General features: G+C 65.5%; 20 protein-coding genes. 13 read left to right on the top strand and 7 right to left on the bottom strand.

All coding sequences use genetic code 11. From position 1 onward, the window contains the following. The first annotated feature begins 9 nt into the window (after positions 1-9). The 10 genes from RTK35_RS25500 to trpC all read left to right on the top strand — a co-directional run bounded on the left by RTK35_RS25500 (position 10) and on the right by trpC (position 10,050). Entirely contained in the window at positions 10-1,122 is a 1,113-nt protein-coding gene (locus tag RTK35_RS25500) for an ABC transporter ATP-binding protein (RefSeq protein ID WP_044405697.1), read from the top strand. A gap of 54 nt (positions 1,123-1,176) precedes the next feature. Continuing rightward, a complete protein-coding gene (locus tag RTK35_RS25495; protein ID WP_044405698.1) occupies positions 1,177-2,208 on the top strand; it encodes an ABC transporter substrate-binding protein in 1,032 nt (343 codons plus the stop codon). Between the two features lie 69 nt (positions 2,209-2,277). Next, positions 2,278-3,510: an ABC transporter permease gene (locus RTK35_RS25490; RefSeq protein ID WP_074967494.1), complete on the top strand. Its 1,233-nt coding sequence runs from the start codon at positions 2,278-2,280 to the stop codon at positions 3,508-3,510. An 11-nt stretch (positions 3,511-3,521) separates the two neighbouring features. Continuing rightward, positions 3,522-4,349 (top strand): ABC transporter permease, encoded by an 828-nt coding sequence (locus RTK35_RS25485; RefSeq protein WP_044405701.1) that lies wholly within the window; start codon positions 3,522-3,524, stop codon positions 4,347-4,349. 123 nt (positions 4,350-4,472) lie between these two features. Continuing rightward, the gene (rpe, locus tag RTK35_RS25480; RefSeq protein ID WP_044405705.1) at positions 4,473-5,141 is read left to right on the top strand and encodes a ribulose-phosphate 3-epimerase; all 669 of its coding nucleotides are present in this window, start codon (positions 4,473-4,475) and stop codon (positions 5,139-5,141) included. Further along, positions 5,141-5,983, top strand: a complete 843-nt coding sequence (locus tag RTK35_RS25475; RefSeq protein ID WP_044405707.1) for a phosphoglycolate phosphatase — start codon at positions 5,141-5,143, stop codon at positions 5,981-5,983. Before rpe ends, RTK35_RS25475 begins: the two co-directional genes overlap by 1 nt. A 91-nt stretch (positions 5,984-6,074) precedes the next feature. After that, the gene (gene trpE, locus RTK35_RS25470) at positions 6,075-7,562 is read left to right on the top strand and encodes an anthranilate synthase component I (protein WP_222900870.1); all 1,488 of its coding nucleotides are present in this window, start codon (positions 6,075-6,077) and stop codon (positions 7,560-7,562) included. A 10-nt stretch (positions 7,563-7,572) separates the two neighbouring features. Next, positions 7,573-8,166: an aminodeoxychorismate/anthranilate synthase component II gene (locus RTK35_RS25465; protein ID WP_074967498.1), complete on the top strand. Its 594-nt coding sequence runs from the start codon at positions 7,573-7,575 to the stop codon at positions 8,164-8,166. A 1-nt stretch (position 8,167) separates the two neighbouring features. Continuing rightward, positions 8,168-9,217, top strand: a complete 1,050-nt coding sequence (trpD, locus tag RTK35_RS25460; protein WP_044405711.1) for an anthranilate phosphoribosyltransferase — start codon at positions 8,168-8,170, stop codon at positions 9,215-9,217. Then, the gene (gene trpC / locus RTK35_RS25455; RefSeq protein WP_074967500.1) at positions 9,214-10,050 is read left to right on the top strand and encodes an indole-3-glycerol phosphate synthase TrpC; all 837 of its coding nucleotides are present in this window, start codon (positions 9,214-9,216) and stop codon (positions 10,048-10,050) included. The genes trpD and trpC overlap by 4 nt, the downstream gene beginning before the upstream one ends. Before the next feature lie 53 nt (positions 10,051-10,103). Here the strand turns inward: trpC and crp are convergent, their stop codons facing one another. After that, the gene (crp, locus tag RTK35_RS25450; protein WP_044405715.1) at positions 10,104-10,748 is read right to left on the bottom strand and encodes a cAMP-activated global transcriptional regulator CRP; all 645 of its coding nucleotides are present in this window, start codon (positions 10,746-10,748) and stop codon (positions 10,104-10,106) included. 242 nt (positions 10,749-10,990) lie between these two features. On the opposite strand from crp, the gene RTK35_RS25445 reads away from it, so the two are divergent. Both RTK35_RS25445 and speD read left to right on the top strand, forming a co-directional pair. Then, entirely contained in the window at positions 10,991-11,413 is a 423-nt protein-coding gene (locus RTK35_RS25445) for an OsmC family protein (RefSeq protein WP_074967502.1), read from the top strand. Positions 11,414-11,638: 225 nt separating this feature from the next. After that, positions 11,639-12,433, top strand: coding sequence for an adenosylmethionine decarboxylase (gene speD / locus RTK35_RS25440; protein WP_044405718.1), 795 nt, complete (start codon positions 11,639-11,641; stop codon positions 12,431-12,433). 67 nt (positions 12,434-12,500) lie between these two features. Here the strand turns inward: speD and coq7 are convergent, their stop codons facing one another. Together coq7 and RTK35_RS25430 are read right to left on the bottom strand one after the other, a co-directional pair. Continuing rightward, positions 12,501-13,148 (bottom strand): 2-polyprenyl-3-methyl-6-methoxy-1,4-benzoquinone monooxygenase, encoded by a 648-nt coding sequence (gene coq7 / locus RTK35_RS25435; RefSeq protein WP_044405720.1) that lies wholly within the window; start codon positions 13,146-13,148, stop codon positions 12,501-12,503. Between the two features lie 104 nt (positions 13,149-13,252). After that, the gene (locus RTK35_RS25430) at positions 13,253-13,591 is read right to left on the bottom strand and encodes a histidine triad nucleotide-binding protein (RefSeq protein WP_236214617.1); all 339 of its coding nucleotides are present in this window, start codon (positions 13,589-13,591) and stop codon (positions 13,253-13,255) included. Positions 13,592-13,680: 89 nt separating this feature from the next. Between RTK35_RS25430 and RTK35_RS25425 the strand changes: the two genes are divergently transcribed. Further along, on the top strand, positions 13,681-15,162 hold the full coding sequence (locus RTK35_RS25425; RefSeq protein ID WP_316909290.1) for an AAA family ATPase: 1,482 nt from the start codon (positions 13,681-13,683) through the stop codon (positions 15,160-15,162). Between the two features lie 10 nt (positions 15,163-15,172). On the opposite strand, the gene RTK35_RS25420 is transcribed toward RTK35_RS25425, so the two are convergent. The 4 genes from RTK35_RS25420 to RTK35_RS25405 form a co-directional block, all read right to left on the bottom strand. After that, positions 15,173-15,961, bottom strand: coding sequence for an SDR family NAD(P)-dependent oxidoreductase (locus tag RTK35_RS25420; protein WP_044405725.1), 789 nt, complete (start codon positions 15,959-15,961; stop codon positions 15,173-15,175). 52 nt (positions 15,962-16,013) lie between these two features. Next, the gene (locus tag RTK35_RS25415; RefSeq protein ID WP_074967508.1) at positions 16,014-17,129 is read right to left on the bottom strand and encodes a DUF805 domain-containing protein; all 1,116 of its coding nucleotides are present in this window, start codon (positions 17,127-17,129) and stop codon (positions 16,014-16,016) included. Positions 17,130-17,226: 97 nt separating this feature from the next. Next, positions 17,227-18,486, bottom strand: coding sequence for an alanine racemase (locus tag RTK35_RS25410; RefSeq protein ID WP_316909289.1), 1,260 nt, complete (start codon positions 18,484-18,486; stop codon positions 17,227-17,229). Then, on the bottom strand, positions 18,483-19,445 hold the full coding sequence (locus RTK35_RS25405; RefSeq protein WP_316909288.1) for a nitronate monooxygenase family protein: 963 nt from the start codon (positions 19,443-19,445) through the stop codon (positions 18,483-18,485). Before RTK35_RS25405 ends, RTK35_RS25410 begins: the two co-directional genes overlap by 4 nt. Between the last annotated feature and the right edge of the window lie 12 nt (positions 19,446-19,457).

Genomic DNA, 19,457 nt, shown 5'->3' with positions numbered 1-19,457 from the left:
GGTGCGGTGATGGCCTCGATTCCGGCGAACGATGTACTGGTCAGCTTCCGTGGCGTGCAGAAGAGCTACGACGGCGAATCCCTCATCGTCAAAGACCTCAACCTGGACATTCGCAAAGGCGAATTCCTGACCCTGCTGGGCCCCTCCGGCTCCGGCAAGACCACCAGCCTGATGATGCTCGCCGGGTTCGAGACCCCGACCAATGGCGAGATCCTCCTGGCCGGGCGCTCCATCAACAACGTGCCGCCGCACAAGCGCGACATCGGCATGGTGTTCCAGAACTACGCCCTGTTCCCGCACATGACGGTGGCCGAGAACCTGGCCTTCCCGCTCACCGTGCGCGGCATGAACAAGACCGACATCAGCGAGCGCGTGAAGCGTGCGCTGTCCATGGTCCAGCTCGACAGCTTCCGCAACCGCTACCCGGCCCAGCTTTCCGGCGGCCAGCAGCAGCGCGTGGCCCTGGCCCGTGCGCTGGTGTTCGAACCTCAGCTGGTGCTGATGGACGAGCCGCTGGGTGCGCTCGACAAGCAGCTGCGCGAGCACATGCAGATGGAGATCAAGCACATCCACCAGCGCCTGGGTGTGACCGTGGTGTACGTGACCCACGACCAGGGCGAAGCGCTGACCATGTCCGACCGCGTGGCCGTGTTCCACCAGGGCGAGATCCAGCAGATCGCCCCGCCGCGCGAGCTGTACGAGTTCCCCTGCAACACCTTCGTGGCCAACTTCATCGGCGAGAACAACCGCATCAACGGCCAGCTGCTCAGCCGTGACGGCGACCAGTGCGTGGTGGTGCTGCCGCGCGGCGAGAAGGTCCAGGCCCTGGCGGTCAAGGTCGGCCAGCCCGGCGAGCCGGTGACCCTGTCGGTGCGCCCCGAGCGCGTGCGCCTGAACAGTGCCAGCGAATCCTGCGCCAACCGCTTCTCCGGCCGTGTGGAAGAGTTCATCTACCTGGGCGACCACGTGCGCATTCGCCTGGAGGTCTGCGGTCATTCCGATTTCTTCGTCAAGCAGCCCATTGCCGAGCTGGACCCGTCCCTGTCCGTCGGCGACGTGGTGCCGCTTGGCTGGCATGTGGAGCATGTCCGCGCGCTGGACCCGGTGGCGGTGGACGACTGACGCCCGCCCGAGGCTTAACCCCAACCCTGCACTTGCACTATGGAGAGAACAACAATGTCCAAATCCTTGAAGCTCACTGCCCTTGCGTTGGGGCTGGCATGCGCCGCACAGGCCATGGCAGCCGACCTGACCGTCGTGTCCTTCGGCGGCGCTAACAAGAATGCCCAGGTGAAGGCGTTCTACGAACCCTTCCAGGCATCCACCAGCAACAAGATCATCGCCGGCGAGTACAACGGCGAGATGGCCAAGGTGAAGGCCATGGTCGACACCGGCAGCGTGTCCTGGAACCTGGTGGAAGTGGAGTCCCCCGAGCTGGCCCGTGGCTGCGACGAGGGGCTGTTCGAGGAGCTGGACCCGGCTCAGTTCGGCAAGGCGGAAGACTTCGTCCCGGGGGCCATCCAGCCCTGCGGCGTCGGCTTCTTCGTCTGGTCCACCGTGCTGGCCTACAACGCCGACAAGCTGAAGACCGCCCCCACCGGCTGGGCCGATTTCTGGGACACCAGCAAGTTCCCGGGCAAGCGCGGCCTGCGCAAGGGTGCCAAGTACACCCTGGAATTCGCCCTGATGGCCGACGGCGTCGCGCCCAAGGACGTCTACACCGTGCTGGCCACCAAGGAAGGCCAGGACCGCGCCTTCAAGAAGCTGGACCAGATCAAGCCCAGCATCCAGTGGTGGGAAGCCGGCGCCCAGCCGCCGCAGTTCCTCGCCTCCGGTGACGTGGTCATGAGCTCCGCCTACAACGGCCGCATCGCTGCGGTGCAGAAGGAAAGCAACCTGAAGATCGTCTGGGCCGGTGGCATCTACGACTTCGACGCCTGGGCCATCCCGAAGGGGGCCAAGGACAAGGACGCTGCGCTGAAATTCATCGCCTTCTCGGTCAAGCCCGAGCAGCAGAAGATCTACTCCGAGAACATCGCCTACGGCCCGGCCAACACCCAGGCGGTGCCGCTGCTGGACAAGGCGCTGCTCAAGGACATGCCGACCACTCCGGAGAACATCAAGGACCAGGTCGCCATGAGCGTCACCTTCTGGGCTGACTACGGCGAGCAGCTGGAGCAGCGCTTCAACTCCTGGGCCGCCAAGTAACCGGCCACCCAGCACATCCCCTCCTCCTCGCGGGGGAGGGGAGTACCCAGAGATCCACCGGAGTTCGCCATGGCCACTGTCGTCACCGGCCCGACCCTGAAGCAGCGCCTCGCGCGTGCCGAACGGGTCAACCGCCTGAAGTCCCAGGCGCTGATCCTGCCCTTGCTGCTGTTCCTTCTGCTGACCTTCCTGGTGCCCATCGGCGCGCTGCTCTACAAGAGCGTGAGCAACCCCGAGGTGGTGTCTGCCCTGCCGCGTACCGTGGAAGCCATCGGCACCTGGGACGGCAAGGCCCTGCCCGCCGAGCCGGTCTACAAGGCCCTGGCCCTGGACCTGGCCGATGCGCGCAAGAACCAGACCATCGGTGACCTGTCCAAGCGCCTGAACATGGAGCTGGCCGGCTACCGCAGCCTGATGGCCAAGACCGCGCGTGCGCTGCCGTTCAAGAGCGAACCGGGCTCCTACAAGGACGCCATGGAAGGGCTCGACGAGCGCTGGGGCGACCCGGCCTACTGGCAGGCCATTCGCCGTAACGCCTCGAACTTGACCCCCTATTACTTGCTGGCGGCCGTCGACCATCGCATCGACGACCTCGGCGAGGTGGCCCCGGCCACGCCGGACCAGGCCATCTACCTGGATATCTTCGCCCGCACCTTCTGGATGGGCGCGGTGATCACCCTGATCTGCCTGGCGCTGGCCTACCCGCTGGCCTACCTGCTGGCGACGCTGCCGACGCGCAAGAGCAACCTGCTGATGATCCTGGTGCTGCTGCCGTTCTGGACCTCGATTCTGGTGCGCGTGGCGGCGTGGATCGTGCTGCTGCAATCCGGCGGCCTGATCAACGGCGCGCTGCTCAAGCTGGGCCTGATCGACCAGCCGCTGCAGCTGGTGTTCAACCGCACCGGCGTGTACGTGGCGATGGTGCACATCATGCTGCCGTTCATGATCCTGCCGATCTACAGCGTGATGAAGGGCATCTCCCCCAGCTACATGCGGGCGGCGATCTCCCTGGGCTGCCACCCGTTCGCCAGCTTCTGGCGGGTGTACTTCCCGCAGACCGTGGCCGGCGTGGGCGCGGGCTGCCTGCTGGTGTTCATCCTGTCCATCGGCTATTACATCACCCCTGCGCTGCTGGGCAGCCCGAACGACCAGATGGTGAGCTACTTCGTGGCCTTCTTCACCAACACCACCATCAACTGGGGCATGGCCACCGCCCTGGGCGGGATGCTGCTGCTGGCCACCATGGTGCTCTACGTCGTCTACAGCTGGCTGGTGGGCGCCGGCCGCCTGCGCCTGGGTTGAGGAGATAAGAAATGCTGAGTCCCTACATGTCCCCGGTCGAGCGCCTGTGGTTCTACACCCTGCGCATCCTCTGCGGCCTGGTGCTGCTGTTCCTGATCCTGCCGGTGCTGGTGATCGTGCCGTTGTCGTTCAACTCCGGCACCTTCCTGGTGTACCCGCTGCAGGGGTTCTCCCTGCGCTGGTACGCCGACTTCTTCAGCTCGGCCGAGTGGATGCGCTCGCTGACCAACAGCATGATCGTGGCGCCCGCCGCGACCTTGCTGGCGATGGTCTTCGGCACCCTGGCGTCCATCGGCCTGACCCGGGGCGAGTTCCGCGGCAAGGCGCTGGTGATGAGCCTGCTGATCTCGCCGATGGTGGTGCCGGTGGTGATCGTCGGTGTCGCCAGCTACCTGTTCTTCGCGCCGATGGGCCTGGGCAACAGCTACCTGTCGCTGATCATGGTCCACGCCGTGCTGGGCGTGCCCTTCGTGATCATCACCGTGTCGGCCACCTTGCAGGGCTTCAACCACAACCTGGTGCGTGCCGCCGCCAGCCTGGGTGCGCCGCCGTTGACCACGTTCTTCCGCGTCACCCTGCCGCTGATCGCACCGGGTGTGATCTCCGGGGCGCTGTTCGCCTTCGCCACGTCCTTCGACGAGGTGGTGGTGACGCTGTTCCTCGCCGGCCCCGAGCAGGCGACCCTGCCCCGGCAGATGTTCAGCGGCATCCGCGAGAACCTCAGCCCCACCATCGCCGCGGCGGCAACCCTGCTGATCGGCTTCTCGGTGGTGCTGCTGCTGACCCTGGAGTGGCTGCGCGGTCGCAGCGAGAAGATGCGTACCTCCATGCCGGAGTGATCCGGCTCGGCCCCCGGCGGCGCATTCCTCGCGCCTCCGGGGCGCCCGCTGACATATGACAACGCCCCCGCAGGCTGACTCAGGCTACAATCCGCGCCACCTGATTCAGCCCTGAGGTCTGCCATGCAACCCTTCGCCATCGCCCCGTCGATCCTGTCCGCCGATTTCGCACGCCTGGGCGAGGATGTGGACAAGGTGCTCGCTGCCGGCGCCGACATCGTCCACTTCGACGTAATGGACAACCACTACGTGCCCAACCTGACCATCGGCCCGATGGTGTGTTCGGCGCTGCGCAAGTACGGCGTCACCGCGCCCATCGACGTGCACCTGATGGTCTCCCCGGTGGACCGCATCATCGGCGACTTCATCGAAGCCGGCGCCACCTACATCACCTTCCACCCGGAAGCGACCCAGCACATCGACCGCTCCCTGCAACTGATCCGTGACGGCGGCTGCAAGTCCGGCCTGGTATTCAACCCGGCCACTCCGCTGGACAGCCTGAAGTACGTGATGGACAAGGTGGACATGATTCTCCTGATGAGCGTGAACCCCGGTTTCGGCGGGCAGAAGTTCATCCCCGGCACCCTGGACAAGCTGCGCGAAGCCCGCGCGTTGATCGAGGCCTCGGGCCGCGACATCCGCCTGGAGATCGACGGTGGGGTGAACGTGAAGAACATCCGCGAGATCGCCGCCGCAGGTGCCGACACTTTCGTCGCCGGCTCGGCCATCTTCAATGCGCCGGACTACGCCGAAGTCATCGCCGCCATGCGCGCCGAGCTGGCCCAGGCCTGATGAACGCGCTGCAACGGCTGTTCGACGGCCGCCTGCCGCGTCTGGTGATGTTCGACCTGGACGGCACCCTGATCGACTCGGTGCCGGACCTGGCCGCCGCAGTGGACCGCATGCTGGTCAGCCTCGGGCGTCCACCCGCCGGGGTCGAGCGCGTGCGCGACTGGGTCGGCAACGGTGCGCGGGTGCTGGTGCGCCGGGCCCTGGCCGGTGGCATCGATCACAGCGCCGTGCATGACGAGGACGCGGAGAAGGCCCTGGAGATCTTCCTGGAGGCCTATGCCGACAGCCATGCGCTGACCGAGGTCTACCCGGGCGTGGCGGAAACCCTGAAGTGGTTGCGCAAGCGCAAGATCGAGTTGGCGTTGATCACCAACAAGCCCGAGCGTTTCGTGGCGCCGTTGCTGGACCAGATGAAGCTGGGGCGCTACTTCCCGCTGATCATCGCCGGCGACACCCTGCCCCAGCAGAAGCCGGACCCGGCTGCGCTACTGCATGTGATGCACATGACCGGGGTCAGTCGCAACGAGGCGCTGTTCATCGGTGACTCGCGCAACGACGTGCTGGCCGCCAAGGCGGCGGGGGTCAAGTGCGTGGCGCTGAGCTACGGCTACAACCACGGTCGGCCCATCGACGAGGAGGAGCCGGCACTGGTGGTGGACGACCTGCGCGAGCTGCTGCCTGGCGGTTGCGCCGCACACGGCGCTGCGCTAATGTCGCCCGACTCCCCAGATCATCTGCCTCATAGAAGAGATAGAAACGTGCTGGTTCCCTGCAAGCTCTGGCTCGAACGAGCCTCCATGCGAATCATCAAGGCCGTGGCCCGTTGGCGCTGGCGCGCCTGATTCCATTCTGGCCGGACCGGTCCGGCGCGCTTGCACACCGACGTCTTTTATCCAGGAGCCCACCCGGGCTCCTCGCCCCACGAGGCAGATCATGACCCGCGATGAATTCCTGCGTTTGGCCGCCCAAGGCTACAACCGCATCCCGCTTGCCTTCGAAACCCTGGCGGACTTCGACACTCCGCTTTCCCTCTACCTGAAGCTGGCCGATGCGCCGTACTCCTACCTGCTGGAGTCGGTCCAGGGCGGCGAGAAGTGGGGGCGCTACTCCATCATCGGCCTGGCCAGTCGCACCGTGCTGCGCGCCCATGGTGCGAAGGTCAGCGTCAGCGTCGATGATCAGGTGGTGGAGGCCGTGGACAGCGAAGACCCGCTGGCCTTCGTCGAGGCGTTCAAGGAGCGTTACCAGGTTGCGCCCATCGACGGCCTGCCGCGTTTCAACGGCGGCCTGGTGGGCTACTTCGGCTACGACTGCGTGCGCTATGTCGAGAAGCGCCTGGCCAACTGCCCCAACCCTGATCCCTTGGGCACGCCGGACATCCTGCTGATGGTGTCGGATGCGGTGATCGTGTTCGACAACCTGGCGGGCAAGCTGCACGCCATCGTGCTGGTAGACCCGAGCCAGCCAGACGCTTTCGAGCAGGGCCAGGCCCGCCTCGATGCGCTGCGGCAGACACTCCGCCAGCCGGTGGTGCCGCGCCTGGGTGTCGACCCGAGCCTGCCGGTGGAGTTGCAGAGCGACTTCCGCTCCAGCTTCACCCGTGAGGACTACGAGCGGGCAGTGGGCGAGATCAAGGAATACATCCTGGCGGGCGACTGCATGCAGGTGGTGATCTCCCAGCGCATGTCGGTGCCCTTCGAGGCCGCGCCGATCGACCTCTACCGGGCGCTGCGCTGCTTCAACCCGACGCCCTACATGTACTTCTTCAACTTCGGCGACTTCCATGTGGTGGGCAGTTCGCCGGAGGTGCTGGTGCGGGTCGAGGATGGCCTGGTCACCGTGCGCCCCATTGCCGGCACCCGTCCCCGTGGCGCCACCGAGGAGGCCGACCGGGCTTTGGAAGAGGACCTGCTGTCCGACGCCAAGGAGCTGGCCGAGCACCTGATGCTGATCGACCTGGGCCGCAATGACGTGGGGCGCGTGTCCGCCACCGGTTCGGTGAAGGTCACCGAGAAGATGGTGATCGAGCGCTACTCCAACGTGATGCACATCGTCTCCAACGTCACCGGCCAGCTGAAGGAGGGCGTCTCCGCGATGGATGCGCTGCGGGCGATCCTGCCGGCGGGCACCCTGTCGGGTGCGCCGAAGATCCGTGCGATGGAGATCATCGACCAACTCGAGCCGGTCAAGCGTGGCGTCTACGGCGGTGCCGTGGGCTATCTGGCGTGGAACGGCAACATGGACACCGCCATCGCGATCCGCACGGCGGTCATCAAGGATGGGCAACTGCACGTGCAGGCTGGCGCCGGCATCGTTGCCGACTCGGTCCCCGCACTGGAATGGGAGGAGACGCTGAACAAGCGCCGCGCCATGTTCCGTGCCGTGGCGCTCGCCGAGCAGACCACCAAGACCGACGCCTGAGGACCCTGCCATGTTGCTGATGATCGATAACTACGACTCCTTTACCTACAACGTGGTGCAGTACCTGGGCGAGCTGGGTGCCGATGTCCATGTGATCCGCAATGACGAACTGAGCATCGCCCAGATCGAGGCGCTCAAGCCCGAGCGCATCGTCGTCTCCCCGGGCCCGTGCACCCCCACCGAGGCGGGCGTGTCGCTGGAGGCCATCCTGCATTTCGCCGGCAAGCTGCCGATCCTGGGCGTGTGCCTGGGCCACCAGAGCATCGGCCAGGCCTTCGGCGGCGATGTGGTGCGGGCGCGCCAGGCGATGCACGGCAAGACCAGCCCGGTCTTCCACCATGACCAGGGTGTGTTCCAGGGCCTGAACAATCCGCTCACGGTGACCCGCTACCACTCGCTGGTGGTCAAGCGCGAAACCCTGCCGGAGTGCCTGGAGATGACCGCCTGGACCCAGCACGAAGACGGTTCGGTGGACGAGATCATGGGGCTGCGCCACAAGACCCTGAACATCGAGGGTGTGCAGTTCCATCCGGAGTCCATACTCACCGAGCAGGGGCACGAGCTGTTCGCCAACTTCCTCAAGCAACAGGGCGGGGTACGCTGATATGGACATCAAGGAAGCCCTCGGCCGCGTGGTCAACCAACTGGACCTGACCACCGAGGAAATGCAGGCGGTGATGCGCCAGATCATGACCGGGCAGTGCACCGACGCGCAGATCGGTGCCTTCCTGATGGGCATGCGCATGAAGAGCGAGACCATCGACGAGATCGTCGGGGCCGTGTCGGTGATGCGTGAGCTGGCCAGCCGTGTGGAACTGTCGAGCCTGGATCGCGTGGTGGACGTGGTCGGCACCGGCGGCGATGGCGCCAATATCTTCAACGTGTCCTCGGCGGCGACCTTCGTGGTCGCGGCGGCAGGGGGCAAGGTGGCCAAGCACGGCAACCGCGCGGTGTCCGGCAAGACCGGCAGCGCCGACGTGCTGGAGGCCGCCGGTATCTACCTGGACCTGAAGCCCGAGCAGGTGGCGCGTTGCATCGAGCATGTCGGCGTCGGCTTCATGTTCGCCCAGGTCCACCACAAGGCGATGAAGTACGCCGCCGGCCCGCGCCGCGAGCTGGGGCTGCGCACGCTGTTCAACATGCTCGGCCCGCTTACGAATCCGGCCGGGGTGAAGCACCAAGTGGTGGGAGTATTCAGCCAGGCGCTGTGCCGGCCGCTGGCCGAGGTCCTCAAGCGCCTGGGCAGCCAGCACATTCTGGTGGTGCATTCCAAGGACGGGCTGGACGAACTGAGCCTGGCGGCGCCGACCCATGTGGCCGAGCTGAAGGACGGTGTGGTCACCGAATACCAGGTGCAGCCGGAGGACTTCGGCATCAAGAGCCAGAGCCTGATCGGTCTGACCGTGGACAGCCCGCAGCAGTCCCTTGAACTGATCCGCGATGCCCTGGGGCGTCGCAAGACCGAGAACGGCCAGAAGGCCGCAGAGATGATCGTGCTCAACGCTGGCGCCGCGCTTTATGCGGCGGACCATGCGAGTACCTTCAAAGAGGGTGTGCAATTGGCCCACGATGCCCTGCACACCGGCCTTGCCCGCGAGAAGCTGGAGGAGCTGGCCTCCTTCACCGCGGTGTTCCGAGTGGAGAACGAAGCGTGAGCGTCCCGACCGTCCTAGAAAAGATCCTCGCCCGCAAGGCCGAGGAAGTCGCCGAGCGGCGTGCCCGCACGTCGCTGAGCCAACTGGAAGCGCTGGCCCGTTCGGCCGACGCACCGCGCGGGTTCGCCCGGGCCTTGCAGGACAAGGTGGCGCGGCGCGAGCCGGCGGTCATTGCCGAGGTGAAGAAGGCGTCCCCGAGCAAGGGCGTCATCCGCGAGAACTTCGTGCCCGCGCAGATCGCCCGCAGCTACCAGGACGGTGGCGCCACCTGCCTGTCGGTGCTCACCGATGTGGATTTCTTCCTGGGTGCCGACGAGTACCTGAAGGACGCCCGGGCGGCCTGCTCGCTGCCGGTGATCCGCAAGGACTTCCTCATCGACTCCTATCAGGTCGTCGAGGCCCGTGCGTTGGGGGCCGATTGCGTCCTGCTGATCGCTGCGGCGTTGTCCGACCTGCAGATGGCGGAGCTGGCTGCCACGGCGACGGACGTGGGGCTGGATGTGCTGGTGGAAGTGCACGACGGCGATGAGCTGGAGCGGGCACTGAAGACCCTGGATACGCCGCTGGTGGGCATCAACAACCGCAACCTGCACACCTTTGACGTGAGTCTGGAGACTACCCTGGACCTGCTGCCGCGCATCCCGCGCGACCGCATCGTCGTCACCGAGAGTGGGATTCTCAACCGGGCGGATGTCGAGCTGATGGAAGTCAGCGAGGTCTATGCCTTCCTCGTGGGCGAGGCGTTCATGCGTGCCGAGGAGCCCGGGACCGAATTGCGTCGGCTGTTCTTCCCGGAGCGTGGGCGGGTCAAGCTGAGCGCCGACCCGAACTGATCGATGTGCACATGGAAAAGCCGGCGTCCTGCCGGCTTTTTCATATGCGCGTCTCAGCGGGTCCCGAAGACCACCATGGTCTTGCCCTTGACGTGCACCAGGCCCTGTTCCTCCAGGCTCTTGAGCACGCGGCCGACCATCTCGCGGGAGCAGCCGACGATGCGGCCGATTTCCTGACGGGTGATCTTGATCTGCATGCCGTCCGGGTGAGTCATGGCATCGGGCTGCTTGCACAGGTCCAGCAGGGTGCGAGCGACACGGCCGGTCACGTCGAGGAAGGCCAGGTCACCCACCTTGCGGGTGGTGTTGCGCAGGCGGTCGGCCATCTGGCTGCCCAGGGCGTAGAGGATTTCCGGGTCCTGTTGCGTCAGTTCGCGGAACTTGGCGTAGCTGAGCTCGGCCACTTCGCACTCGGTCTTGGCGCGGACCCAGGCGCTGCGCTCTTTCTCGGCGCCTTCCTTTTCGAACAGGCCCATCTCGCCGAAGAAGTCCCCGGCATTGAGGTAGGCGATGATCATTTCACGGCCGTCGTCGTCCTCGATGAGGATGGTGACGGAGCCCTTGATGATGAAGAAGAGCGTTTCACAGCGGTCGCCCGCATAGATGATGGTGCTCTTGGCGGTGTAACGGCGGCGGTGACAATGTGCGAGAAGCTTGTCGAGGTTCTTGATCTTTGGAGTGAGGGTAATAGCTACCATGCCCGAGTCCCGAAATATAAATAGATAAGCCCTTGTCCAACAGGCACTTTCTTATTAGTTATCTGGCTAAGTGTGCCAGTTATCCGACGTCAGCTTAACAGACGCACCGTGACCGGTGAGCCGATTTTGAGACGCAGATAACAACTGCCGGGGAACTATTCGACCAGCGTATGTGACGCCGGGGTGCCGCCAGGCGCTGTGATAAGCTGGCGCCCCTTTTTCTCAGAGCCTGGAGTCTGGTGATGAAAGCGCGTATCCAGTGGGCGGGCGAGGCCCTGTTCCTCGGCGAGTCCGGCAGCGGCCATGCGGTGGTGATGGATGGCCCGCCGGAAAGCGGTGGCCGCAACCTCGGCGTGCGGCCGATGGAGATGCTCCTGCTGGGGCTGGGCGGCTGCACCAACTTCGACGTGGTGAGCATCCTCAAGAAGTCGCGCCAGCCGGTGGAAAGTTGCGAGGCGTTCCTCGAAGCCGAGCGTGCCGACGAGGACCCGAAGGTGTTCACCAAGATCCACGTGCACTTCGTGGTGAAAGGGCGCGGCCTCAAGGAAGCCCAGGTCAAGCGGGCCGTCGAACTGTCCGCCGAGAAGTACTGCTCCGCCTCCATCATGCTGGGGCGGGCGGGCGTCGAGATCACCCACGACTACGAGATCGTCGAACTCGGCTGAGCCATCGACATCCGATCATCATATTGGGGGCGCAAACTCTGGTAGATGGCTTTCGTCATCTGCATAATGCGCCCCCTCGAATTCCAGGGGCCTTCTGCCCCAGAACCGATAACCACAATCGCCATCGCGAAGAGGTGTAAACCGTCCTACGCAGAAGTGTCGTGCGCTTCTGACGGGCATGCTCAACCACGCGGCAGAGCCGCACACGACGAGAGTTCACAAACGGTGAAAAGCAAACTCAAGCTCCACGGGTTCAACAACCTGACGAAGACCTTGAGCTTCAACATCTATGACATCTGCTACGCGGAAACCCCCGAGGACCAGCAGGCCTACGTCCAGTACATCGACGAAGAGTACGACGCCGAGCGCCTGACCCAGATCCTCACCGACGTGGTCGATATCATCGGTGCCAACATCCTCAACATCGCCCGGCAGGATTACGATCCCCAGGGTGCGAGCGTCACCATCCTCATTTCCGAGCAGCCGGTGACGCCCACCGACAGCCAGATCGAGGAATCCCCCGGCCCGTTGCCCGAGACGATCCTGGCCCACCTGGACAAGAGCCACATCACCGTTCACACCTACCCGGAGATCCATCCGGTGGAAGGCATCGCGACCTTCCGCGTGGACATCGACGTGTCCACCTGCGGCGTGATTTCGCCGCTCAAGGCCCTGAACTACCTCATTCACCAGTTCGACTCCGACATCGTCACCGTCGACTATCGCGTGCGTGGCTTTACCCGTGACGTGGAAGGGCGCAAGCACTTCATCGACCACGAGATCAACTCGATCCAGAACTACCTGTCCGACGACACCCGCGACGCGTACCAGATGACCGACGTGAATGTGTACCAGGAGAACCTGTTCCACACGAAGATGCTGCTCAAGGACTTCGAACTGGATAACTACCTGTTCGGCGATGCCACCTCCAACCTGACCGCTGAACAGCGCCAGCAGGTGGAAGAGCGCGTGCGCCACGAGATGCTGGAAATCTTCTATGCCCGCAACATGCCCCGTTGAGGGCAGCGAGCTGGAATGACAAAGGGCGCCGAATGGCGCCCTTTTGTTTTCACGTGCTGTGTCCGGATCAGATCCGGTAAGTGCTCTTGGTCATCACCTTGGACAGCAGCGTCATGCCGAACTTCACCGGGGCGGGGAAGCGCAGGCCGCCGGCTTCCAGGGCTGTGGTGGAGTGGTGTTCCTCGTCGACCCGCATCTGTTCGAGGATGGCCCGGCTCTTGGCGTCCTGCGGCGGGATCTGGTGCAGGTGCTCGTCCAGGTGCTTGCAGACCTGGTCCTCGGTGGCCGCGACGAAGCCCAGGCTCACGCGGTCGCTGATCAGGCCGGCCATGGCACCCACGCCGAACGACAAGCCATAGAACAGCGGGTTGAGCACGCTGGGGCGGCTGCCCAGTTCACGGATGCGCTGCTCGCACCAGACCAGGTGATCGATCTCTTCCTCGGCGGCATGCTCCATTGCCTGGCGCACCTCGGGCAGCTTGGCGGTCAGCGCCTGGCCCTGGTACAGCGCCTGGGCACAGACCTCGCCGGTGTGGTTGATGCGCATCAGGCCGGCTACGTGGCGCGTATCGTCCTCGTTCATCGGCGCATCGTCCTGCAGGTTGGCGGGGGATGGGCGGTACGGCTGGCCCTTGAACGGCAGGAGGGTCTTGAGGGCTGCATCGGCCTGCAGCAGCAGGCGGTCGGCGGGAGAGTAGTGACGTTCGGTAGCCATGGGGCACCTCGACAGGCGAAAACTGGCGGAGAGTTTACTCCATTGCTCCCCGCCGGGCTTGATCGGGATCAGTCGCATTCCGGCGCTGCCCGCTGACTCGAGGCTCAGCCCGGGGGCCAGTCCAGCTGGCGTTGCCCGAGCACGTGCATATGGATGTGATAGACCGTCTGCCCGCCCAGTTCGTTGCAGTTCATCACCACGCGGAAGCCTTCCTCGCATCCCTGTTCCCGGGCCAGGCGCTGTGCCGTGAACAGCATGTGGCCGGCCAGTTCACGGTCGTCCTCGGTGAGGTGGTTGAGGGTTTCGATGTGTCGCTTGGGGATGACCAGGAAGTGCACCGGCGCCTGTGGGCCGATGTCATGGAACGCGACAACGTGATCGTCTTCGTACAACGTGCGCGCCGGGATCTGCCCGGCGACGATTTTGCAGAACAGACAGTCCACCTGGATTCTCCGGGCTGATATAAGAATTGCCCGAGTCTAGCGGCGGACCATCGACTCCGGCCAGCAGCGAAACCCCACAAGGAGCCTGTGTGAAGAACGACATCCACGACCTGGGCCTAGTGCTCGATTCCAAGGTCAAGCTCATCGTCATCGAGTCCTGGGATGAGCAGCGCGTGCTGGAGACCCTCACCACCCTCGCGGTCAAGCGGGGCATGAGCCTGTTCACCTGGTCGGTGACCGAGGGGCTGCAGTGTCTCGGCTTTGGCGGCGAGCCCCTGGGGGGCGAGGAGACGGTCGACCCCGAGAAGGCCCTGCGCCTGATCAAGGGTGACCTTCAGTCCAGCCTGTACGTGATGTGCGACTTGCACCCGTTCCTGGAGGACAACCCCCGGCTGGTGCGCCTGCTGAAAGAAGTGGCCATGGCCGACTCGCCCCAGCGCCCGACCCTGGTGCTGGTGTCCCACGCCTTGCGCCTGCCGCCGGAGGTGCAACGCTACAGCGCCCGCTTCACCCTGGCGTTACCCAGTGAGGATGAGTTGCTGGCCATCGTCCGGGACGAGGCGACCCGCTGGAGCGAGCGCAACCGTGGCGCCCGGGTGCGCACCGACAACCGCACCCTCCAGCAGGTGGTGAAGAACCTGCGGGGGCTCAGCCATGGTGAGGCGCGCTCCCTGGCCCGCAATGTGATCTGTGATGACGGCGCGATCACCCAGGAAGACTTGCCGGAACTGAACAAGACCAAGTTCCAGCTGCTGGACCTGGAGGGCGTGCTCAGTTTCGAATACGACACGGCGCGTTTTGCCGAGGTGGGTGGCCTGACCAACCTCAAGCGCTGGCTCGGTGAGCGCCAGGGAGCTTTCATCGACGGCAAGGCCGAGGACCGGCCCAAGGGCATGCTACTGGTGGGCGTCCAGGGCGGCGGCAAGAGCCTGGCCGCCAAGGCGGTCGCCGGCCTTTGGGGGCTGCCCCTGCTGCGCCTGGACTTCGCCTGCCTGTACAACAAGTTCTTCGGCGAGACCGAGCGCAACCTGCGGGAGGCGCTGCGCCTCGCCGAGCAGATGGCGCCATGCGTGCTGTGGATGGACGAGATCGAGAAGGGCCTGGCCAGCGGTGACCATGACGGGGGCGTGAGCCAGCGAGTGCTAGGGACGCTGCTGACCTGGATGTCTGAGCGCAAGGCGCCGGTCTTCATGATCGCCACCGCCAACGCCATTCATCGCCTGCCGCCGGAGCTGGTGCGCAAAGGGCGCTTCGACGAGCTGTTCTTCGTCGACCTGCCGGACCCGGCGACCCGTGCGGAGATCTTCCGCATCCACCTGTTCCGTCGGGGCATGGACCTTGCCCTGTTCGACCTGCCGGCGCTGGCGTCGGCGTCCGATGGATTTTCCGGCGCCGAGATCGAGCAGGCCGTCGTGGGCATGTACTACGCCGCCCAGGCAGCGCAAAGCGATGTCAGCCAGGCGCTGCTCCTGCAGCAATTGCAGGGGACGGCGCCGTTGTCGGTGATCATGTCGGAAGAGTTGGCGGCCCTGCGAAGCTGGGCGGCCAGTCGCTGCGTGCGCGCGGACTGAGCGGGCGCGTTCAGCCGGCCACGAAGCGGCGATTGATGCGGGCAGTGAGGCGACGTGTCAGCCAGCGCGGCATGAAGCGTGCTGCCTTTGCCGCCAGGCGGTTGCGCCAGCCCGGGATGATGATGGCGCGGTTCTTTTCCAGGGCGCGTACGGTGTACAGCGCCACCTCTTCCGCACTCATCAGCAGGGGCGAGCCCTCCAGCTTCTCCCCGGCCATGCGGGCATGGCGGAAGAAGGCGGTGCGCACGGGGCCGGGGCAGAGGACGGAAACCTTCACACCATGGCGCTTCAGCTCCTCGCGCAAGCCTTCGGAGAAGTGCAGCACGTAGGCCTTGCTGGCGTAGTAGTTGCTCATCCAGCCGCCGGGCTGGAACCCGGCAACGGAGGCGACGTTGAGGATCTGCCCTTCGCCCCGCCCGGCCATGGCGCCACCGATCTCATGGCAGAGCCGTGCCAGGGCGAGGATGTTCAATTCGATCAGCTCCTGCTCGTGGCCCCAGGGTTGCTGGACATAGAGGCCGGCACTGCCGATGCCGGCGTTGTTGACCAGCAGGTCGATCTGGCGACCGCCCTGGTTGAGCTCATGCAACAGGCCGGATAGCTGTAGAGGTTCGGCGAGGTCACAGGTGCGGTAGAGGACCTCGACGCCAAAGCGTTGGGTCAGCTCATAGGCGATGCTCTCGAGCGCATCACGCTGGCGAGCTACCAGGATCAGGTGGCGACCCCGGCGAGCCAGGGCCTCTGCGAGGGCCAGTCCCAGGCCGCTGGAGGCGCCGGTGATGAGGGCATAGCGGGGCATCGTGAATCTCCTGGTGGGGCCGGGTTGGACAGCGCCGGCCCCGGGAGGTTGCTCAGTTCGACTCGTAGTCGTCCTGTTCAGCCGGTGCTTCGGCTTCCTCGGCCTGGTCGTCCGAGTACTCCGCCTCGTCGGCGGGGGCGGCGGCATAGTCGCTGCCGTCCACGTCGGCCGGCATCTCGTAGCTGCTGTCGGAGAAGTCGGAGTCCAGGGCGCTGAGGGCACCGACGCCGGCGAACATCAGCACACCGATGATGGCCAGGACGCTGAGGATGCCGGTGCCGATGGAAATCCAGGCCATGACCAGCACCGAGGTGCTGTTCGGCGGCTGGATCTGGCCGTAGCGGTTGGGACCCTGGGTACCGGGAATCACCATCATCAGCAGCGGGAAGACCGAGCCTACGAAGGGGACGAAGTTCAGCAGGTACAACCAGCCCGACCAGCCGATGTCGTGCAGGCGCTGGACGCCGAACTGCACGCTGACCACGGCCAGGGCGATGATTTCCAGCGCGAAGAGAATGCCGCCGAACACCGGGAACTGCGACATCAGCAGTGCGGTGAGGCCCATGACCGGCAGGGCTGCGATGATCAGGACCAGCGACCAGGCGATGTAGCGCATCCGACCGATGCGGCCGGTAACGCCGAAGGGGCGCAACTCGCCGAACTCTGGCAGGGAGTCGCTGACTTGGGCTTGGGGTGTGGCATAGGGAGATGCGGCGACGGTTCCCGGTGCGACCACGGCCGGCGTGCTCTCGGCGAGCTGGGCCTGGCGGGCCAGGAATTTCTCGATGACGATGCCGCAGGCCTGGCACTCGATGGCCTTGGGCTGCGTATGGCCGCACTTGGGGCAGGTCATGTCGGGTTGGTCTTCCGCTGCCTGGGGCGCGGCATCCGGGTTGGGGTGATCCTCGGTCTCCACCAGGCTCAGCCCGGCGGCGATGTCGGGCTCCTTGCGGACGTTGGCACCGGCACGTTGCAGGGCGGCCAGGTACTTGTCCGCTTCGCCGTCTTCGAGGTCGCGCTTCAGGGCGACGGGGCGACCATTGAACAGGGCGTCGATCTTGTCCGCGTCGCTCTTGAACAGGCGGGCGAGGTTCTCCTTGACCGAGTCCAGTGCCGCACCGGGCATCAGTTCACCTTCGAATACGATCTTGTAGCGAGCGTCGGACATGCGGGCATCCTTGTCGGCTGTAGGGTTGAGGATGGCAAAGCGTACTGGTGGGGGCGCCCAGGTTACAAGCCGGGGAGGCTAGAAAAAGCGGGGGGCTTCACGCTGTGGGCAAGGGTTTCCAGCGTCCGACGAGACGACCGCGTCGCAACAGGCTCATGGAGCCGAACCGGGCCAGCAGGCCCTCGGATACCTGCGGACGGAGAAACACCCAGTCATCGGGCTGCAGGCCATTCGCCGCCGAGCCGATCAGTCGTTCCTGGTTGGCACTGCGGCCATAGAGCGGGTCGTAGGCGAGCCCGGCCGGCGAGGCCGGGATGGCTTGCCAGTCACCGCCATATAGATAGAAGGCCTGTTCGCGGTTCGGGTTCCATGCGCTCACCAGGCGCTGGGCGTCTTCGAGGTAGGGCAGGGTGCCGCTCCCTGCCTTGAGCACGGGGGCGGCAATCCAGCAGGCGGCCTGGTAGGCGTCGAGGCTCTCGGCCTCGAAGTCCGAGGGCTTGAGCAGCACTGAACCTACGGCGATCTCATTCAGTGGGCTGGGGCCTGTCAGATGGCGCATGCAGGTGAGGCTACCGGCACCATTCAATAATGGTGTTTCTGGCCAAGCCTTCCTGGCGTGCGTGGCCTGTTCCAGGAAGTCACGGTAGCGGGCATTGGCCTGGTCGAAGGCGTCTCCGATCCAGAAGGGGGCGTGGGCCACATGGGCGTCGTAACCCATCAGTCCGCGCAGCTTGAGCACTTCGGGGGAGTGCTCGACGAGCGCGAGGCTGGCGGCGAGACGCTCGGGCGAGCTGTGCCCGCCGCGCCGCAAGCCGATGTCGATCTCCAGGGCGATGGACAGTGGACGTTGCAGGGCGAGTGCCATGTCACGGTACTGCACCAGGCGCTCCGGGCTGTCCACCAGCCAGGTGACCTGCCGATCCGGATCGAATGGCGCATTGGCGGCGAGCTGCTGGTAGAAGGCCAGGGCGGCTGCGACCGGCAGTGGCTTGCCGAGCAGCAGGTCGCTGTCGGGGAATGCCTCGGCCAACTGGTTGGCCTGGGGCTGGTGGAAGACCATGAAGCGCCGGGTGCCGAGGCGCTTCGAGAGATAGTCGAGCAAGCCTGTGGAGGCGAGCGACTTGCTCACCAGGCGCAGCTTCATGCCGCCGAGGCGGCTGCTCAGCAGGTCTGCGTTGGCGTCGAGCCGGTCGAGGTCGATGACCAGTTGAGGCACGCCGCCGCCCTGTTGGCGCAGCAGCCCCTGCAGCTGTGCGAAGTAGGGGGCATGAGGCGCGCCTTGGTCGGCAGGGCGCGCTGCCCAGAGCCCAAGTGCGCCCAGCGCACCGAGGCCTGCGAGCAGTTGACGGCGCTTCATCCCAGGTAGGGCTGGGCCAGGCGTGCGCTGTGCTGGAGGGCGGCGCGGTATTCGCGGTCGAGGCGCTCCACCAGCTCGGCGACGGTGGGGAGATCGTGGATGTCTCCGACGCCCTGGCCTGCCGACCAGACGGTCTTCCAGGCCTTGGCTTCATCGCTCACGGGCTTGAGCTTCTCGCCGTAGTTGACGTCCGCCTTGTCGTTCAGTCGGGCGAGCTCGTATCCGGCGGCCTCCAGGCTCTGGCGCATGAAGCTGGCCGGGACGCCCGAGACGGCCGGGGTGTGGATGATGTCAGCCGCCCGTGCGTCCAGCAGCATTTGCTTGTAGGCGGCGCTGGCCTGGCTCTCCTGGGTGGCGATGAAGCGGGTACCCAGGTAGGCGAGGTCCGCTCCGAGGAGCTGGGCTGCGAGGATTTCGTGGCCGTGGTTGAGGCAGCCTGCCAGGAGCAGGGTCTTGTCGAAGAACTGGCGGATTTCGGCGACCAGGGCGAAGGGGCTCCAGGTTCCGGCGTGACCACCGGCGCCGGCTGCGACGGCGATCAGCCCGTCTACACCGGCTTCTGCAGCCTTTTCGGCATGGCGGCGGGTGGTGACGTCATGGAACACCAGGCCGCCGTATCCGTGCACGGCGTCCACCACCTCCTTCACGGCGCCCAGGCTGGTGATGACGATGGGCACCTTCTTCTCCACGCAGATGGCCAGGTCGGCCTGCAGGCGGGGGTTGCTGCCGTGGACGATCAGGTTGACGGCGTAGGGGGCCGCATCGGCTGTCAGGCCAGCGGCGATTTCATCAAGCCAGGCGGCGAATCCGGCGCTCTCGCGCTGGTTCAGGGCGGGGAAGCTGCCGACGACACCGGCGTTGCAACTGGCCAGGACCATGGACGGTGCCGAGACCAGGAACATCGGAGCGGTGACGAGGGGCAGACGCAGGCGATTCTCGAGCAGGGCGGGCAGTGACATCCGACGGTCCTC

It is taken from the genome of Pseudomonas sp. zfem003, from assembly GCF_032621675.1.
Classification (GTDB): domain Bacteria; phylum Pseudomonadota; class Gammaproteobacteria; order Pseudomonadales; family Pseudomonadaceae; genus Metapseudomonas; species Metapseudomonas otitidis.
This window is presented reverse-complemented; position numbering and strand designations above follow the sequence as displayed.

Bases quoted from the DNA above. Each gene is read 5' to 3' on its own strand.
- RTK35_RS25485 (WP_044405701.1), top strand. From the start codon at position 3,522: ATGCTGAGTCCCTACATGTCCCCGGTCGAGCGCCTGTGGTTCTACACC.
- RTK35_RS25420 (WP_044405725.1), bottom strand. From the start codon at position 15,961: ATGCCCCGCTATGCCCTCATCACCGGCGCCTCCAGCGGCCTGGGACTG.
- RTK35_RS25490 (WP_074967494.1), top strand. From the start codon at position 2,278: ATGGCCACTGTCGTCACCGGCCCGACCCTGAAGCAGCGCCTCGCGCGT.
- RTK35_RS25465 (WP_074967498.1), top strand. From the start codon at position 7,573: ATGTTGCTGATGATCGATAACTACGACTCCTTTACCTACAACGTGGTG.
- rpe (WP_044405705.1), top strand. From the start codon at position 4,473: ATGCAACCCTTCGCCATCGCCCCGTCGATCCTGTCCGCCGATTTCGCA.
- crp (WP_044405715.1), bottom strand. From the start codon at position 10,748: ATGGTAGCTATTACCCTCACTCCAAAGATCAAGAACCTCGACAAGCTT.
- RTK35_RS25405 (WP_316909288.1), bottom strand. From the start codon at position 19,445: ATGTCACTGCCCGCCCTGCTCGAGAATCGCCTGCGTCTGCCCCTCGTC.
- RTK35_RS25495 (WP_044405698.1), top strand. From the start codon at position 1,177: ATGTCCAAATCCTTGAAGCTCACTGCCCTTGCGTTGGGGCTGGCATGC.
- RTK35_RS25415 (WP_074967508.1), bottom strand. From the start codon at position 17,129: ATGTCCGACGCTCGCTACAAGATCGTATTCGAAGGTGAACTGATGCCC.
- RTK35_RS25445 (WP_074967502.1), top strand. From the start codon at position 10,991: ATGAAAGCGCGTATCCAGTGGGCGGGCGAGGCCCTGTTCCTCGGCGAG.
- RTK35_RS25410 (WP_316909289.1), bottom strand. From the start codon at position 18,486: ATGAAGCGCCGTCAACTGCTCGCAGGCCTCGGTGCGCTGGGCGCACTT.
- RTK35_RS25500 (WP_044405697.1), top strand. From the start codon at position 10: ATGGCCTCGATTCCGGCGAACGATGTACTGGTCAGCTTCCGTGGCGTG.
- RTK35_RS25475 (WP_044405707.1), top strand. From the start codon at position 5,141: ATGAACGCGCTGCAACGGCTGTTCGACGGCCGCCTGCCGCGTCTGGTG.
- coq7 (WP_044405720.1), bottom strand. From the start codon at position 13,148: ATGGCTACCGAACGTCACTACTCTCCCGCCGACCGCCTGCTGCTGCAG.
- trpD (WP_044405711.1), top strand. From the start codon at position 8,168: ATGGACATCAAGGAAGCCCTCGGCCGCGTGGTCAACCAACTGGACCTG.
- trpE (WP_222900870.1), top strand. From the start codon at position 6,075: ATGACCCGCGATGAATTCCTGCGTTTGGCCGCCCAAGGCTACAACCGC.